Genomic DNA, 19,531 nt, shown 5'->3' on the forward strand with positions numbered 1-19,531 from the left:
TGAGCGCTTGGCTGATCTATCTCGCCCGCCTCACGGGAGAATCAGAGCTTCAATTGGGATGGACTCCCCCAGCGAATGAATCGCGAGCCGGGGTGAAGGCGGTGGAGGTGCTTGTCGCTTCTGTCGTGCCAATGGAAATTATCATAGATCTCGGTCATGATTTTGCAGAGGTGCGCAGGGCGGTGGCGGCCGAGTGTGCTCAGCTGAGGGAGCACGATAGCTTTGCGCGGGATCTTATCGCGCGCTACCCGACGTTGCGGGGCGGTGAGGCGCTACGATCGCGCCGTCCCTGGCCGGTTGGCGTTACGGTTACTGCAAATAGCGGGTCTGCCGCTGGTGATCTTGCAAGCCCGAGTTTTGAGGCGCCCCTATCCGGTGATTTGCTGACGTTTGAGGTTTGCGCTCTGGAAGGGAGCTTTCGATGGCACTTTGATGCAGGTCGCTTGGCGCCCAAGCAGATCGACCGCATGACGCAGCATTTGCAGAATTTGTTGTGTGCCGTGATGGCCGATGCGCAGCAGCCGGTAGGACGAATTCGGCTCTTGTCGTCCGCTGAGCGCGCGTATCTGTTGGAGGAGCTGAACCGGACGGCGGCGCCGTATCCCGAGCAGCAGTGCATCCATGAGCTGTTCGAGGCGCGGGTCCGCAGGGCTCCGGATGCGGTGGCGGTGGTCTATCAGGACCAGCGCTTAAGCTATGACGAGCTCAATGCGCGGGCGAACCGGCTGGCGCATCATCTGATCGGGCTCGGAGTGAGGCCGGACCAGCCGGTGGCGATCTGCCTTGAGCGCAGCATCGCGATGGTGGTCGGGCTGTTGGCGATCCTCAAGGCGGGCGGGGCGTATCTGCCGCTGGATCCGGCCTATCCGTCGGCGCGGCTGCACCAGGTGCTCAACGATGCGGTGCCGCCTCTGCTGCTGGCCGATGCGGCGGGACGATCGGCGCTGGGCAGCGATGCGCTACTCGATCTGACAGTGGTCGACCTGGAGACGGCGACCCCGGCGTGGGCGCAACTGCCGGCCGCGAACCCGGACCCGCGCGCCCTCGGTCTGACCTCGCGCCATCTCGCCTATGTGATCTACACCTCGGGATCCACCGGCACGCCCAAGGGCGTCATGGTCGAGCATCGGGGATTGGTCAATCTGGGGTTGGCTCAGATCGTGCTTTTTGGCGCTTGTTCCAACAGTAGAGTGGTGCAGTTCGCCTCCTTTGGTTTTGATACAAGTGTTTCAGAGCTTGTCATGGCGTTTGGCTCAGGAGCCGCCTTGCACTTGCCTGCGGGTGAGATCCGTCAATCGACCAAAGAGCTATCGGACTATCTGCGAAACGAAGCCATCACGCATGCGACGTTGCCTCCAGCATTGCTTCAGGGAAGCCAGCATCTGGAATATTTGGCGTCGCAACTTCTCGTTCTTGCTGGAGAGCTCCCGAAGGCCGAACTTATCCGAGCCCTGCCTGCAGCATCTATTGTCAACGCCTATGGACCAACCGAAGCAACAGTCTGCGCGACGACGTGGAGCTGCCCGGCTGATTTTGATGGCGCCGTTGTCCCGATCGGCCGTCCGATTGCGAACACGCGGATCTATCTGCTGGATGGTGATGGCGCGCCTGTTCCGTTTGGGGCGGTGGGGGAGCTTTACATTGGCGGCGCGGGGGTGGCGCGGGGCTATCTGAACCGTCCCGAGCTGACCGCGGCGCGGTTTTTGGCCGATCCGTTCAGCACTGAGCCGGGGGCGCGGATGTACCGCACCGGCGACCTTGCGCGCTATCTGCCGGACGGCAATCTGGCGTTTCTGGGCCGCAACGACGACCAGGTGAAGATCCGCGGCTTCCGGATCGAGCCGGGCGAGATCGCGGCGCGGCTCGTCGAGCACGCCGCGGTGCGCGACGCGGTGGTGGTGGCGCGCCAGGACCGCGGCGGCGAGCAGCGGCTGGTCGCCTATGTGGTGTGCGCGTCCGAGGCGGGCTCGGATGGGCTGGATGGAAGCGAGCTTGCCGGCACGTTGCGCACGCACTTAAGTGCGCGGCTGCCGGACTACATGGTGCCGTCGGCGTTTGTGCACCTTGCGGCGCTGCCCTTGACGGTGAACGGCAAGCTCGACCGCAAGGGCCTGCCGGCGCCTAAGGATGAGGCGTATGCGCGCGCCGCCTATGAGGCGCCGCAAGGCGAGATCGAGACGGCGCTGGCGACGATCTGGGCCGAGCTTCTGGGTGTTGAGCGGGTCGGACGGAACGACCACTTCTTCGCGCTGGGCGGCCACTCGCTCTTGGCGGTGCAGCTGATCGAGCGTCTGCGGCGGCTGTCGCTGGGGGTGGAGGTGCGGACTTTGTTCGCCAGGCCGGTGCTGGCGGATCTGGCCGCGAGCCTGCGCAGTCATCACGAGGTGGCGGTGCCGGCCAACCTGATCACGGCAGAGAGCCGCTCGATCACGCCGCAGATGCTGCCGCTGATCGAGCTGACGCAGGGAGAGATCGATCGGATCCTCGCCACGGTGCCCGGCGGCGTCGGCAACATCCAGGATATTTATGCCTTGTCGCCGCTGCAGGACGGCATCCTGTTCCATCATCTGTTGGCCCGCCAAGGCGATCCGTACCTGCTGGTGTCGCAGATGGCGTTTGCCGACCGTGGCGTGTTGGACCGCTATCTTGCCGCGGTTCAGCGGGTGGTGGACCGGCACGACATCTTAAGGACGTCGTTTGTCTGGGAGGGCCTGTCGCGCGCGGCCCAGGTGGTGTGGCGGAACGCGCCACTCAATGTGACCGAGGTCGAGCTGGATGGCTCCGGCGGTCCTGGCCACGCGCAGCTCAGACTGAGGTTTGATCCGCGCCAGCACCGCATCGATCTTGGCCGGGCCCCGCTGTTGCGGTTTGTGATCGCGCGCGAGCCCGGCAGCGCGCGCTGGCTGCTCTTGCAGCTGCAGCATCATCTGATCGGGGATCACACGACGCTGGAGGTGATGCATGCCGAGGTTAAGGCCGTGCTCGGCGGGCGCGACCATGAGCTGGCCGCCCCGCAGCCGTTCCGCAACCTGGTGGCGCAGGCGCGCCTGGGCGTTGGTACCAAAGCGCATGAAGAGTTCTTCCGGGGACTGCTGGGGGACATCGATGCGCCGACCACGCCGTTTGGCTTAAGCGAGGTCCACGGCGACGGCTGCGGGGTTCATGAGGCGCATCGGAGGCTGCCGCAGGCGCTCAACGCGCGATTGCGCAGCCAGGCGCGGCGGCTTGGGGTGAGCCTGGCCAGCCTGTGCCATCTGGCGTGGGGACAGGTGGTGGCGCGCAGCAGCGGCCGCGAGCAGGTGGTGTTCGGCACGGTGCTGTTTGGCCGCATGCATGGCGGCGCGGGTGCCGACCGCACCATGGGCCTGTTCATCAACACGCTGCCGCTGCGGCTTGATCTGGACGGCACCGGGGTCGAGGCGAGCGTGCGGACCACCCACGCCCGGCTGGCCGAGCTGCTGGCGCACGAGCATGCCTCGCTGGCGTTGGCGCAACGCTGCAGCGGCGTTGCGGCGCCGGCGCCGTTGTTCAGCGCGCTGTTGAACTACCGCCACACCGCGCCGGCGCTCGCTTGCGGACCGGATGCTGGGCTGGGCGGCGTGGAATGGCTGGGCGGGGAGGAACGCACCAACTATCCGCTGACCCTGTCGGTGGATGATTTTGGCGAGGCGCTCGGTCTGACGGCGCAGGTGGCGGAGCCCGTCTCCGCGGATCGGGTCTGCGGCTACATGCAGCGCGCGCTCGAGCAACTGGCCGACGCGCTGGAGCAGGCGCCGAACACGCCGGTGCGCGAGCTGGATATCCTGCCGTCCGCTGAGCGCGCGTATCTGTTGGAGGAGCTGAACCGGACGGCGGCGCCGTATCCCGAGCAGCAGTGCATCCATGAGCTGTTCGAGGCGCAGGTCCGCAAGGCGCCGGATGCGGTGGCGGTGGTCTATCAGGACCAGCGCTTAAGCTATGACGAGCTCAATGCGCGGGCGAACCGGCTGGCGCACCACCTGATCGGGCTCGGAGTGAGGCCGGACCAGCCGGTGGCGATCTGCCTTGAGCGCAGCATCGCGATGGTGGTCGGGCTGCTGGCGATCCTCAAGGCGGGCGGGGCGTATCTGCCGCTGGATCCTGCCTATCCGTCGGCGCGGCTGCACCAGGTGCTCAACGATGCGGCGCCGCCTCTGCTGCTGGCCGATGCGGCGGGACGATCGGCGCTGGGCGGCGATGCGCTACTCGATCTGACGGTGGTCGACCTGGAGACGGCGACCCCGGCGTGGGCGCAACTGCCGGCCGCGAACCCGGACCCGCGCGCCCTCGGTCTGACCTCGCGCCATCTCGCCTATGTGATCTACACCTCGGGATCCACCGGAACGCCCAAGGGCGTCATGGTCGAGCATCGGGGATTGGTCAATCATACAATCTGGCAGGCGGATCGATTCCAGTTCGCTGCCCACGACATTTTCTTGCAGCGAACCTCCCCCTCTTTTGATGCTGCGGTTTGGGAGCTATGGACACCTTTGTCGATCGGGGCACGTTCAATTCTTCTTCCTCTCGACCGGCAACTAGATATTCGAACAATTTTGAGTCTGCTGGGTAAGTACCGAGTGACGGTTCTGCAATTGGTTCCGTCGCTTCTTTCAGCATTGCTTGGGATCACTGACGTTGAGCAAAAGGAAATCGATTATCTACGCTACATATTCTGTGGTGGAGAGCTCTTCAGAAACGGGTTAGCCACTAAATGGCTGCGATTGGCATCGACGGCACTTGTCAACCTCTATGGACCTACTGAGGCGACGATTGACGCGACAGCTTGGTTTTATCGAGCTGGATTTGATGGGGCCGTTGTCCCGATTGGCCGTCCGATTGCGAACACGCGGATCTATCTGCTGGATGGTGATGGCGCGCCTGTTCCGTTTGGGGCGGTGGGGGAGCTTTACATTGGCGGCGCGGGGGTGGCGCGGGGCTATCTGAACCGTCCCGAGCTGACCGCGGCGCGGTTTTTGGCCGATCCGTTCAGCACTGAGCCGGGGGCGCGGATGTACCGCACCGGCGACCTTGCGCGCTATCTGCCGGACGGCAATCTGGCGTTTCTGGGCCGCAACGACGACCAGGTGAAGATCCGCGGCTTCCGGATCGAGCCGGGCGAGATCGCGGCGCGGCTCGTCGAGCACGCCGCGGTGCGCGACGCGGTGGTGGTGGCGCGCCAGGACCGCGGCGGCGAGCAGCGGCTGGTCGCCTATGTGGTGTGCGCGTCCGAGGCGGGCTCGGATGGGCTGGATGGAAGCGAACTTGCCGGCACCTTGCGCACGCACTTAAGTGCGCAGCTGCCGGACTACATGGTGCCGTCGGCGTTTGTGCACCTTGCGGCGCTGCCCTTGACGGTGAACGGCAAGCTCGACCGCAAGGGCCTGCCGGCGCCTAAGGATGAGGCGTATGCGCGCGCCGCCTATGAGGCGCCGCAAGGCGAGATCGAGACGGCGCTGGCGACAATCTGGGCCGAGCTTCTGGGTGTTGAGCGGGTCGGACGGAACGACCACTTCTTCGAACTGGGCGGCCACTCGCTCTTGGCGGTGCAGCTGATCGAGCGTCTGCGGCGGCTGTCGCTGGGGGTGAAGGTGCGGACTTTGTTCGCCAGGCCGGTGCTGGCGGATCTGGCCGCGAGCCTGCGCAGTCATCACGAGGTGGCGGTGCCGGCCAACCTGATCACGGCAGAGAGCCGCTCGATCACGCCGCAGATGCTGCCGCTGATCGAGCTGACGCAGGGAGAGATCGATCGGATCCTCGCCACGGTGCCCGGCGGCGTCGGCAACATCCAGGATATTTATGCCTTGTCGCCGCTGCAGGACGGCATCCTGTTCCATCATCTGTTGGCCCGCCAAGGCGATCCGTACCTGCTGGTGTCGCAGATGGCGTTTGCCGACCGTGGCGTGTTGGACCGCTATCTTGCCGCGGTTCAGCGGGTGGTGGACCGGCACGACATCTTAAGGACGTCGTTTGTCTGGGAGGGCCTGTCGCGCGCGGCCCAGGTGGTGTGGCGGAACGCGCCACTCAATGTGACCGAGGTCGAGCTGGATGGCTCCGGCGGTCCTGGCCACGCGCAGCTCAGACTGAGGTTTGATCCGCGCCAGCACCGCATCGATCTTGGCCGGGCCCCGCTGTTGCGGTTTGTGATCGCGCGCGAGCCCGGCAGCGCGCGCTGGCTGCTCTTGCAGCTGCAGCATCATCTGATCGGGGATCACACGACGCTGGAGGTGATGCATGCCGAGGTTAAGGCCGTGCTCGGCGGGCGCGACCATGAGCTGGCCGCCCCGCAGCCGTTCCGCAACCTGGTGGCGCAGGCGCGCCTGGGCGTTGGTACCAAAGCGCATGAAGAGTTCTTCCGGGGACTGCTGGGGGACATCGATGCGCCGACCACGCCGTTTGGCTTAAGCGAGGTCCACGGCGACGGCTGCGGGGTTCATGAGGCGCATCGGAGGCTGCCGCAGGCGCTCAACGCGCGATTGCGCAGCCAGGCGCGGCGGCTTGGGGTGAGCCTGGCCAGCCTGTGCCATCTGGCGTGGGGACAGGTGGTGGCGCGCAGCAGCGGCCGCGAGCAGGTGGTGTTCGGCACGGTGCTGTTTGGCCGCATGCATGGCGGCGCGGGTGCCGACCGCACCATGGGCCTGTTCATCAACACGCTGCCGCTGCGGCTTGATCTGGACGGCACCGGGGTCGAGGCGAGCGTGCGGACCACCCACGCCCGGCTGGCCGAGCTGCTGGCGCACGAGCATGCCTCGCTGGCGTTGGCGCAACGCTGCAGCGGCGTTGCGGCGCCGGCGCCGTTGTTCAGCGCGCTGTTGAACTACCGCCACACCGCGCCGGCGCTCGCTTGCGGACCGGATGCTGGGCTGGGCGGCGTGGAATGGCTGGGCGGGGAGGAACGCACCAACTATCCGCTGACCCTGTCGGTGGATGATTTTGGCGAGGCGCTCGGTCTGACGGCGCAGGTGGCGGAGCCCGTCTCCGCGGATCGGGTCTGCGGCTACATGCAGCGCGCGCTCGAGCAACTGGCCGACGCGCTGGAGCAGGCGCCGAACACGCCGGTGCGCGAGCTGGATATCCTGCCGTCCGCTGAGCGCGCGTATCTGTTGGAGGAGCTGAACCGGACGGCGGCGCCGTATCCCGAGCAGCAGTGCATCCATGAGCTGTTCGAGGCGCAGGTCCGCAAGGCGCCGGATGCGGTGGCGGTGGTCTATCAGGACCAGCGCTTAAGCTATGACGAGCTCAATGCGCGGGCGAACCGGCTGGCGCACCACCTGATCGGGCTCGGAGTGAGGCCGGACCAGCCGGTGGCGATCTGCCTTGAGCGCAGCATCGCGATGGTGGTCGGGCTGCTGGCGATCCTCAAGGCGGGCGGGGCGTATCTGCCGCTGGATCCGGCCTATCCGTCGGCGCGGCTGCACCAGGTGCTCAACGATGCGGCGCCGCCTCTGCTGCTGGCCGATGCGGCGGGACGATCGGCGCTCGGCGGCGATGCGCTACTCGATCTGACGGTGGTCGACCTGGAGACGCCGACCCCGGCGTGGGCGCAGCTGCCGGCCGCGAACCCGGACCCGCGCGCCCTCGGTCTGACCTCGCGCCATCTCGCCTATGTGATCTACACCTCGGGATCCACCGGAACGCCCAAGGGCGTCATGGTCGAGCATCGGGGATTGGTCAATCTGGAGTTGGCTCAGAATGTGCTTTTTGGCGCTTGTTCCAACAGTAGAGTGGTGCAGTTCGCCTCCTTTGGTTTTGATACAAGTGTTTCAGAGCTTGTCATGGCGTTTGGCTCAGGAGCCGCCTTGCACTTGCCTGCGGGTGAGATCCGTCAATCGACCAAAGAGCTATCGGACTATCTGCGAAACGAAGCCATCACGCATGCGACGTTGCCTCCAGCATTGCTTCAGGGAAGCCAGCATCTGGAATATTTGGCGTCGCAACTTCTCGTTCTTGCTGGAGAGCTCCCGAAGGCCGAACTTATCCGAGCCCTGCCTGCAGCATCTATTGTCAACGCCTATGGACCAACCGAAGCAACAGTCTGCGCGACGACGTGGAGCTGCCCGGCTGATTTTGATGGCGCCGTTGTCCCGATCGGCCGTCCGATTGCGAACACGCGGATCTATCTGCTGGATGGTGATGGCGCGCCTGTTCCGTTTGGGGCGGTGGGGGAGCTTTACATTGGCGGCGCGGGGGTGGCGCGGGGCTATCTGAACCGTCCCGAGCTGACCGCGGCGCGGTTTTTGGCCGATCCGTTCAGCACTGAGCCGGGGGCGCGGATGTACCGCACCGGCGACCTTGCGCGCTATCTGCCGGACGGCAATCTGGCGTTTCTGGGCCGCAACGACGACCAGGTGAAGATCCGCGGCTTCCGGATCGAGCCGGGCGAGATCGCGGCGCGGCTCGTCGAGCACGCCGCGGTGCGCGACGCGGTGGTGGTGGCGCGCCAGGACCGCGGCGGCGAGCAGCGGCTGGTCGCCTATGTGGTGTGCGCGTCCGAGGCGGGCTCGGATGGGCTGGATGGAAGCGAACTTGCCGGCACCTTGCGCACGCACTTAAGTGCGCAGCTGCCGGACTACATGGTGCCGTCGGCGTTTGTGCACCTTGCGGCGCTGCCCTTGACGGTGAACGGCAAGCTCGACCGCAAGGGCCTGCCGGCGCCTAAGGATGAGGCGTATGCGCGCGCCGCCTATGAGGCGCCGCAAGGCGAGATCGAGACGGCGCTGGCGACAATCTGGGCCGAGCTTCTGGGTGTTGAGCGGGTCGGACGGAACGACCACTTCTTCGAACTGGGCGGCCACTCGCTCTTGGCGGTGCAGCTGATCGAGCGTCTGCGGCGGCTGTCGCTGGGGGTGAAGGTGCGGACTTTGTTCGCCAGGCCGGTGCTGGCGGATCTGGCCGCGAGCCTGCGCAGTCATCACGAGGTGGCGGTGCCGGCCAACCTGATCACGGCAGAGAGCCGCTCGATCACGCCGCAGATGCTGCCGCTGATCGAGCTGACGCAGGGAGAGATCGATCGGATCCTCGCCACGGTGCCCGGCGGCGTCGGCAACATCCAGGATATTTATGCCTTGTCGCCGCTGCAGGACGGCATCCTGTTCCATCATCTGTTGGCCCGCCAAGGCGATCCGTACCTGCTGGTGTCGCAGATGGCGTTTGCCGACCGTGGCGTGTTGGACCGCTATCTTGCCGCGGTTCAGCGGGTGGTGGACCGGCACGACATCTTAAGGACGTCGTTTGTCTGGGAGGGCCTGTCGCGCGCGGCCCAGGTGGTGTGGCGGAACGCGCCACTCAATGTGACCGAGGTCGAGCTGGATGGCTCCGGCGGTCCTGGCCACGCGCAGCTCAGACTGAGGTTTGATCCGCGCCAGCACCGCATCGATCTTGGCCGGGCCCCGCTGTTGCGGTTTGTGATCGCGCGCGAGCCCGGCAGCGCGCGCTGGCTGCTCTTGCAGCTGCAGCATCATCTGATCGGGGATCACACGACGCTGGAGGTGATGCATGCCGAGGTTAAGGCCGTGCTCGGCGGGCGCGACCATGAGCTGGCCGCCCCGCAGCCGTTCCGCAACCTGGTGGCGCAGGCGCGCCTGGGCGTTGGTACCAAAGCGCATGAAGAGTTCTTCCGGGGACTGCTGGGGGACATCGATGCGCCGACCACGCCGTTTGGCTTAAGCGAGGTCCACGGCGACGGCTGCGGGGTTCATGAGGCGCATCGGAGGCTGCCGCAGGCGCTCAACGCGCGATTGCGCAGCCAGGCGCGGCGGCTTGGGGTGAGCCTGGCCAGCCTGTGCCATCTGGCGTGGGGACAGGTGGTGGCGCGCAGCAGCGGCCGCGAGCAGGTGGTGTTCGGCACGGTGCTGTTTGGCCGCATGCATGGCGGCGCGGGTGCCGACCGCACCATGGGCCTGTTCATCAACACGCTGCCGCTGCGGCTTGATCTGGACGGCACCGGGGTCGAGGCGAGCGTGCGGACCACCCACGCCCGGCTGGCCGAGCTGCTGGCGCACGAGCATGCCTCGCTGGCGTTGGCGCAACGCTGCAGCGGCGTTGCGGCGCCGGCGCCGTTGTTCAGCGCGCTGTTGAACTACCGCCACACCGCGCCGGCGCTCGCTTGCGGACCGGATGCTGGGCTGGGCGGCGTGGAATGGCTGGGCGGGGAGGAACGCACCAACTATCCGCTGACCCTGTCGGTGGATGATTTTGGCGAGGCGCTCGGTCTGACGGCGCAGGTGGCGGAGCCCGTCTCCGCGGATCGGGTCTGCGGCTACATGCAGCGCGCGCTCGAGCAACTGGCCGACGCGCTGGAGCAGGCGCCGAACACGCCGGTGCGCGAGCTGGATATCCTGCCGTCCGCTGAGCGCGCGTATCTGTTGGAGGAGCTGAACCGGACGGCGGCGCCGTATCCCGAGCAGCAGTGCATCCATGAGCTGTTCGAGGCGCAGGTCCGCAAGGCGCCGGATGCGGTGGCGGTGGTCTATCAGGACCAGCGCTTAAGCTATGACGAGCTCAATGCGCGGGCGAACCGGCTGGCGCACCACCTGATCGGGCTCGGAGTGAGGCCGGACCAGCCGGTGGCGATCTGCCTTGAGCGCAGCATCGCGATGGTGGTCGGGCTGCTGGCGATCCTCAAGGCGGGCGGGGCGTATCTGCCGCTGGATCCGGCCTATCCGTCGGCGCGGCTGCACCAGGTGCTCAACGATGCGGCGCCGCCTCTGCTGCTGGCCGATGCGGCGGGACGATCGGCGCTCGGCGGCGATGCGCTACTCGATCTGACGGTGGTCGACCTGGAGACGCCGACCCCGGCGTGGGCGCAGCTGCCGGCCGCGAACCCGGACCCGCGCGCCCTCGGTCTGACCTCGCGCCATCTCGCCTATGTGATCTACACCTCGGGATCCACCGGAACGCCCAAGGGCGTCATGGTCGAGCATCGGGGATTGGTCAATCTTATAGCATGGCATGTGCAAACGTTTTGTCCGCAACCCGAAACCTGCTGTGCGCTCACGGCTGGAGTAGCATTCGATGCCAGCACTTGGGAGCTATGGTCTGCGTTATGTAACCGCAGCACATTGCTGCTCCCGCCCAGAGCGCCGGCAGGAGATTCTCTCCTTTTGCTGCAATGGTGGCGTGATCAATCGCTGGACTCCGCCTTTTTGATCACGCCGCTCGCCACGATCGCGTTAGAAGATAAGCTGGTAAATCCCACATTGGAGTACTTGCTTGTTGGCGGGGATCGTCTCCAGCGTGTGCCTGCGCCTCTACCAGCGGCTCTCAAGCTAGTAAACAACTACGGCCCTACTGAAGTGACGGTCGTGGCGACCTCGGGACGGCTTTTCGTCGACATTGTGCCGCATATCGGCCGCCCGATCGCGAACACGCGGATCTATCTGCTGGACGGTCATGGCGCGCCTGTTCCGTTTGGGGCGGTAGGGGAGCTTTACATTGGCGGCGCGGGGGTGGCGCGTGGCTATCTGAACCGTCCCGAGCTGACCGCGGTGCGGTTTTTGGCCGATCCGTTCAGCACTGAGCCTGGGGCGCGGATGTACCGCACCGGCGACCTTGCGCGCTATCTGCCGGACGGCAATCTGGCGTTTCTGGGCCGCAACGACGACCAGGTGAAGATCCGCGGCTTCCGGATCGAGCCGGGCGAGATCGCGGCGCGGCTCGTCGAGCACGCCGCGGTGCGCGACGCGGTGGTGGTGGCGCGCCAGGACCGCGCGGGCGAGCAGCGGCTGGTCGCCTATGTCGTTACGACTGCCGAGCACGCCGGCGAAGCTGAGGGGGCTGAACTTGCCGCCACCTTGCGCACGCACTTAGGTGCGCGGTTGCCCGAGTATATGGTGCCGTCGGCATTTGTGCACCTTGCGGCGCTGCCCTTGACGGTGAACGGCAAGCTGGACCGCAAGGCGCTGCCCCCGCCGGAGAATGAGGCGTGTGCGCGCGCCGCCTATGAGGCGCCGCAAGGCGAGATCGAGACGGCGCTGGCGACGATCTGGGCCGAGCTTCTGGGTGTTGAGCGGGTCGGACGGAACGACCACTTCTTCGAACTGGGCGGCCACTCGCTCTTGGCGGTGCAGTTCTCAAGCCGGCTGTCGCAGGCTGTTGGTGTCGAACTGCCGCTGACGAGGCTGTTTGCCAAACCGGTGCTGGCCGATCTGGCGGAAAGCGTGGTCGAGATGATGAGCCGCCGCGGTCCGCAAGACCTCCCGGCCATTGTGGCCGTGTCGCGTGATGCGCCGCTCGTGTTGTCGTTTGCGCAGCAGCGGCTGTGGTTTTTGGCGCAGCTGGATCAGGGCAGCACGAGCTATCACATGCCGCTGGCGTGGCGGCTGCAAGGTGCGCTCGACCGCAGCGTCTGGCAGCGCAGCCTTGACCGGTTGCTGGCACGGCATGAGGCGCTGCGCAGTGTCTTTGTCGCCTCAGAGGGTGAGCCTCGGGTCGAGGTTCTGCCGAAGGATGCGGGGCTGCCCGTCACGGAGCATGATCTGCGCGCCCGGGGAGATGCGGACGCCGCGCTTTTGGAGCTGTGCCGTGAAGAGGCGCGCACGCCGTTCGATCTCGCGCGTGGCCCGCTGATCCGCGGGCGGCTGGTTCGGATGTCGGATGAGGAGCACGTGTTCCTGCTGACCCAGCATCACATCGTCTCGGACGGCTGGTCGCTGGGCATCTTGGTGCGTGAGCTCAGTCAGCTGTACCGGGCGTTCTTGGCCGGAGAAGACGATCCGCTGCCGCCGCTTGCGGTCCAGTATCCGGATTATGCCGCCTGGCAGCGACGGTGGCTCTCGGGCGCGCGGCTGCAGGGCCAGGCGCAGTATTGGCGCAACTCCCTGTCTGGCGTGCCGGCCGATCTGTCGCTGCCGATGGACCGGCCGCGGCCACCCCAGCAGTCGTTTGCCGGGGCCACTGTGCCTGTTGTCATCGATGCGGATCTGACGTGGGACTTGAAGCGGCTGAGCCGGCAGCATGGCACGACGTTGTTCATGACGGTGCTGGCGGCCTGGGCTGCAGTGCTGTCGCATCTGTCGGGGCAGGACGACCTTGTGATCGGGGCGCCGAGCGCCAATCGAGGCCGGCGCGAGATCGACGAGTTGATCGGCTTCTTCGTCAACACCCTGGCGCTTCGGCTGGACCTGTCGGGCGCGCCGAGCGTGGCAGAGCTGTTGCAGCGGACGCGGCGCACGGCCTTAGGAGCGCAGGAGCATCAGGACCTGCCGTTTGAGCAGGTGGTGGAGATTGTACAGCCGCCACGATCGCTGGATCACACGCCGCTGTTCCAGGTGATGTTGGCCTGGGAGAACAACGCCGTCGCGTCGTTCGATCTTCCTGGGTTGAGTGTGGAGGCTGCGGCGGACGGGTTCGATCAGGTCAAGTTCGATCTGGAGCTGAGCCTGCGCGAGCATGGCGCGGTCATCGCCGGAACGCTGGGTTATGCCACGGCGCTGTTCGATCAGAGGACGATCGAGCGGCAGCGTAGCTATCTGCTGGCGCTGTTGCGGGGGATGGTGGCCGATGCAGGGCAGCCGGTCGCGCAGATTGAGCTGCTGTCCGGTGAGCGCGCGTATCTGTTGGAGGAGCTGAACCGGACGGCGGCGCCGTATCCCGAGCAGCAGTGCATCCATGAGCTGTTCGAGGCGCAGGTCCGCAGGGCGCCGGATGCGGTGGCGGTGGTCTATCAGGACCAGCGCTTAAGCTATGACGAGCTCAATGCGCGGGCGAACCGGCTGGCGCATCATCTGATCGGGCTCGGAGTGAGGCCGGACCAGCCGGTGGCGATCTGCCTTGAGCGCAGCATCGCGATGGTGGTCGGGCTGTTGGCGATCCTCAAGGCGGGCGGGGCGTATCTGCCGCTGGATCCGGCCTATCCGTCGGCGCGGCTGCACCAGGTGCTCAACGATGCGGCGCCGCCTCTGCTGCTGGCCGATGCGGCGGGACGATCGGCGCTGGGCAGCGATGCGCTACTCGATCTGACGGTGGTCGACCTGGAGACGGCGACCCCGGCGTGGGCGCAGCTGCCGGCCGCGAAACCGGACCCGCGTGCCCTCGGCCTGACCTCGCGCCATCTCGCCTATGTGATCTACACCTCAGGATCCACCGGAACGCCCAAGGGGGCACAGAATGAGCATCGGGCCATCATCAATCGGCTGATCTGGATGCAAAGAGCCTATGGTCTCAAGGCAACTGATGTCGTGTTGCAGAAGACGCCATTTGGCTTCGATGTCTCGGCCTGGGAGTTCTTCTGGACGCTGCTTGAAGGGGCGACCCTGGTGCTGGCGCCTCCGGATGCGCACAAAGACCCCGATGCATTGGTGGACTTGATCATCAGCCAACGCATCACCACGGCACACTTCGTACCATCGATGCTGGTCAGCTTTATCGATGCGAAGGGGGTTGATCGCTGCACATCGCTGCAGCGCCTGTTGTGCAGTGGCGAGGCGCTTCCTGCCGCCAGCTTGCACAAGGTTCGGCGCGTACTGCCTTGGACTGGCCTGCATAATCTCTACGGTCCGACGGAAGCTGCGATCGACGTGACAGCGTGGAGCTGCCCGGATAATTTTGATGGGGCCGTTGTCCCGATCGGCCGTCCGATTGCGAACACGCGGATCTATCTGCTGGATGGTGATGGCGCGCCTGTTCCGTTTGGGGCGGTGGGGGAGCTTTACATTGGCGGCGCGGGGGTGGCGCGGGGCTATCTGAACCGTCCCGAGCTGACCGCGGCGCGGTTTTTGGCCGATCCGTTCAGCACTGAGCCGGGGGCGCGGATGTACCGCACCGGCGACCTTGCGCGCTATCTGCCGGACGGCAATCTGGCGTTTCTGGGCCGCAACGACGACCAGGTGAAGATCCGCGGCTTCCGGATCGAGCCGGGCGAGATCGCGGCGCGGCTCGTCGAGCACGCCGCGGTGCGCGACGCGGTGGTGGTGGCGCGCCAGGACCGCGGCGGCGAGCAGCGGCTGGTCGCCTATGTGGTGTGCGCGTCCGAGGCGGGCTCGGATGGGCTGGATGGAAGCGAGCTTGCCGGCACGTTGCGCACGCACTTAAGTGCGCGGCTGCCGGACTACATGGTGCCGTCGGCGTTTGTGCACCTTGCGGCGCTGCCCTTGACGGTGAACGGCAAGCTCGACCGCAAGGGCCTGCCGGCGCCTAAGGATGAGGCGTATGCGCGCGCCGCCTATGAGGCGCCGCAAGGCGAGATCGAGACGGCGCTGGCGACGATCTGGGCCGAGCTTCTGGGTGTTGAGCGGGTCGGACGGAACGACCACTTCTTCGCGCTGGGCGGCCACTCGCTCTTGGCGGTGCAGCTGATCGAGCGTCTGCGGCGGCTGTCGCTGGGGGTGGAGGTGCGGACTTTGTTCGCCAGGCCGGTGCTGGCGGATCTGGCCGCGAGCCTGCGCAGTCATCACGAGGTGGCGGTGCCGGCCAACCTGATCACGGCAGAGAGCCGCTCGATCACGCCGCAGATGCTGCCGCTGATCGAGCTGACGCAGGGAGAGATCGATCGGATCCTCGCCACGGTGCCCGGCGGCGTCGGCAACATCCAGGATATTTATGCCTTGTCGCCGCTGCAGGACGGCATCCTGTTCCATCATCTGTTGGCCCGCCAAGGCGATCCGTACCTGCTGGTGTCGCAGATGGCGTTTGCCGACCGTGGCGTGTTGGACCGCTATCTTGCCGCGGTTCAGCGGGTGGTGGACCGGCACGACATCTTAAGGACGTCGTTTGTCTGGGAGGGCCTGTCGCGCGCGGCCCAGGTGGTGTGGCGGAACGCGCCACTCAATGTGACCGAGGTCGAGCTGGATGGCTCCGGCGGTCCTGGCCACGCGCAGCTCAGACTGAGGTTTGATCCGCGCCAGCACCGCATCGATCTTGGCCGGGCCCCGCTGTTGCGGTTTGTGATCGCGCGCGAGCCCGGCAGCGCGCGCTGGCTGCTCTTGCAGCTGCAGCATCATCTGATCGGGGATCACACGACGCTGGAGGTGATGCATGCCGAGGTTAAGGCCGTGCTCGGCGGGCGCGACCATGAGCTGGCCGCCCCGCAGCCGTTCCGCAACCTGGTGGCGCAGGCGCGCCTGGGCGTTGGTACCAAAGCGCATGAAGAGTTCTTCCGGGGACTGCTGGGGGACATCGATGCGCCGACCACGCCGTTTGGCTTAAGCGAGGTCCACGGCGACGGCTGCGGGGTTCATGAGGCGCATCGGAGGCTGCCGCAGGCGCTCAACGCGCGATTGCGCAGCCAGGCGCGGCGGCTTGGGGTGAGCCTGGCCAGCCTGTGCCATCTGGCGTGGGGACAGGTGGTGGCGCGCAGCAGCGGCCGCGAGCAGGTGGTGTTCGGCACGGTGCTGTTTGGCCGCATGCATGGCGGCGCGGGTGCCGACCGCACCATGGGCCTGTTCATCAACACGCTGCCGCTGCGGCTTGATCTGGACGGCACCGGGGTCGAGGCGAGCGTGCGGACCACCCACGCCCGGCTGGCCGAGCTGCTGGCGCACGAGCATGCCTCGCTGGCGTTGGCGCAACGCTGCAGCGGCGTTGCGGCGCCGGCGCCGTTGTTCAGCGCGCTGTTGAACTACCGCCACACCGCGCCGGCGCTCGCTTGCGGACCGGATGCTGGGCTGGGCGGCGTGGAATGGCTGGGCGGGGAGGAACGCACCAACTATCCGCTGACCCTGTCGGTGGATGATTTTGGCGAGGCGCTCGGTCTGACGGCGCAGGTGGCGGAGCCCGTCTCCGCGGATCGGGTCTGCGGCTACATGCAGCGCGCGCTCGAGCAACTGGCCGACGCGCTGGAGCAGGCGCCGAACACGCCGGTGCGCGAGCTGGATATCCTGCCGTCCGCTGAGCGCGCGTATCTGTTGGAGGAGCTGAACCGGACGGCGGCGCCGTATCCCGAGCAGCAGTGCATCCATGAGCTGTTCGAGGCGCAGGTCCGCAAGGCGCCGGATGCGGTGGCGGTGGTCTATCAGGACCAGCGCTTAAGCTATGACGAGCTCAATGCGCGGGCGAACCGGCTGGCGCACCACCTGATCGGGCTCGGAGTGAGGCCGGACCAGCCGGTGGCGATCTGCCTTGAGCGCAGCATCGCGATGGTGGTCGGGCTGCTGGCGATCCTCAAGGCGGGCGGGGCGTATCTGCCGCTGGATCCGGCCTATCCGTCGGCGCGGCTGCACCAGGTGCTCAACGATGCGGCGCCGCCTCTGCTGCTGGCCGATGCGGCGGGACGATCGGCGCTCGGCGGCGATGCGCTACTCGATCTGACGGTGGTCGACCTGGAGACGCCGACCCCGGCGTGGGCGCAGCTGCCGGCCGCGAACCCGGACCCGCGCGCCCTCGGTCTGACCTCGCGCCATCTCGCCTATGTGATCTACACCTCGGGATCCACCGGAACGCCCAAGGGTGTCATGGTCGAGCATCGGGGATTGACAAATTATCTGTGCTGGGCCTGTCATGCCTACGATTCCAGATCATCCTCCGTGGTCTCCTCTCCTCTGGCCTTTGATGCAACAGTTACCAGCCTGTTTGCACCTTTGATCTGTGGTGGCCATGCAGATCTTATGATGGAGGGACAAGAGGTCGAGGGGTTAAAAGCAAAGATCAGCGCGGAATGCGGAACAATCAAGATCACCCCGAGCCATCTGGATGCTCTTGGGCAACAGATGCTGGCGGACCCCGCTGCCAGCCAAGTTGAATCATTTATTATCGGCGGTGAAGCGCTGTCGCATTCAACAGTTGAGTTGTGGCGCAAGATCCAGCCCACGGCCCGAATGGTGAATGAATATGGCCCAACCGAAACAGTTGTCGGTTGTATCTTTTATGACGTTCCGACAGAAATGGCTGTATCTGCGAACATCCCGATCGGCCGCCCGATCGCGAACACGCGGATCTATCTGCTGGATGGTGATGGCGCGCCTGTTCCGTTTGGGGCGGTGGGGGAGCTTTACATTGGCGGCGCGGGGGTGGCGCGGGGCTATCTGAACCGTCCCGAGCTGACCGCGGCGCGGTTTTTGGCCGATCCGTTCAGCACTGAGCCTGGGGCGCGGATGTACCGCACCGGCGACCTTGCGCGCTATCTGCCGGACGGCAATCTGGCGTTTTTGGGCCGCAACGACGACCAGGTGAAGATCCGCGGCTTCCGGATCGAGCCGGGCGAGATCGCGGCGCGGCTCGTCGAGCACGCCGCGGTGCGCGACGCGGTGGTGGTGGCGCGCCAGGACCGCGGCGGCGAGCAGCGGCTGGTCGCCTATGTGGTGTGCGCGCCTGCGGCCGGTTCGCTGGATGGAAGCGAACTTGCCGGCACGTTGCGCACGCACTTAAGTGCGCGGCTGCCGGACTACATGGTGCCGTCGGCGTTTGTGCACCTTGCGGCGCTGCCCTTGACGGTGAACGGCAAGCTCGACCGCAAGGGCCTGCCGGCGCCTAAGGATGAGGCGTATGCGCGCGCCGCCTATGAGGCGCCGCAAGGCGAGATCGAGACGGCGCTGGCGACGATCTGGGCCGAGCTTCTGGGTGTTGAGCGGGTCGGACGGAACGACCACTTCTTCGCGCTGGGCGGCCACTCGCTCTTGGCGGTGCGGTTGCTCAGTCGAGCGCTCGATCTTGGGCTGAAGCTCAGCGCCGCCGACCTCTTCCAAGCCCCTGTTTTGAAGAAACTTACGTCGAAGGTTGAGTTGCAGCAGCCGCACCGCAATGCAGCTGGAGTGCTATCCGTTCGTGTAACGGGATCGCAACCGCCACTCTTCTTTGTTCCCACAGGTTTGGGGGATTGTTCCTATGTCGTCAGTTTGGTCAAAGAAATGGACATAGATTGTCCTGTCTATGCTCTGCCATGGCCGTCCTTCGATGAACTTTGTTCGCCAACTCTTGAGGCGATAGCCTCGCAACTAATCTCGGCGATCAAAGAGATTCAGCCGCAAGGCCCATATCGCTTCGCCGGATATTCCTCAGGGGCATTCTTGGCCTACGCAATTGCCCAGCGCTTACTAAGCCTCGATGAAACTGTGTCATTCATGGCTTTCATCGATGTTACGTTACCTGCAAATCCATTGAGCATGTCGCCAGCCCAAATAGTACTAGAAATGGTGCTAGAGTCTCTCAAGCCCTTGGATGATGAGCGGTTCGAAGTGTTGGAGCACTTTGCTAGACAATGTTCAGTTGCCCAGTTGCTTGAAAAGGCGCAGCAACTTGGGGCGCTATCTCTAGATCATGATCTCGAAATTGACGCTTTGAGGTGTGCAAGAATTGCCCAATTTCAAAGGGCGCTGCAGTTATACCAAGTTCCATCCCTGCCAGTTGAAATACATCAGTTTTATGCCACAGAGGCCAGTTCACCCATACGCGGTTGGGACCAAGTTTTGAGTGCAGCGGCCATTCATGCTGTGCCAATTCCAGGCAACCACATGACGATGATGAGTGCTCCAGAGAACCGCCGAGTTCTGGCTCGATCCATATCAGCGGCCTTAAACCCCAATTTGGGAGCTTGAATCACAGGCGCTCGGCCACCCGAATATGCGGTGTCGCAGGTGATCGGGTG

The 19,531-nt window shown here is 65.6% G+C and carries 1 protein-coding gene; it reads left to right on the top strand.

From position 1 onward, the window contains the following. Positions 1–131: 131 nt before the first annotated feature. Entirely contained in the window at positions 132–19,481 is a 19,350-nt protein-coding gene (locus RX328_RS08600) for a non-ribosomal peptide synthase/polyketide synthase (RefSeq protein WP_410734053.1), read from the top strand. Positions 19,482–19,531 lie beyond the last annotated feature (50 nt).

The organism is Bradyrhizobium sp. sBnM-33 (genome assembly GCF_032917945.1).
GTDB lineage: Bacteria > Pseudomonadota > Alphaproteobacteria > Rhizobiales > Xanthobacteraceae > Bradyrhizobium.

Bases quoted from the DNA above. Each gene is read 5' to 3' on its own strand.
- RX328_RS08600 (WP_410734053.1), top strand. From the start codon at position 132: ATGGAAATTATCATAGATCTCGGTCATGATTTTGCAGAGGTGCGCAGG.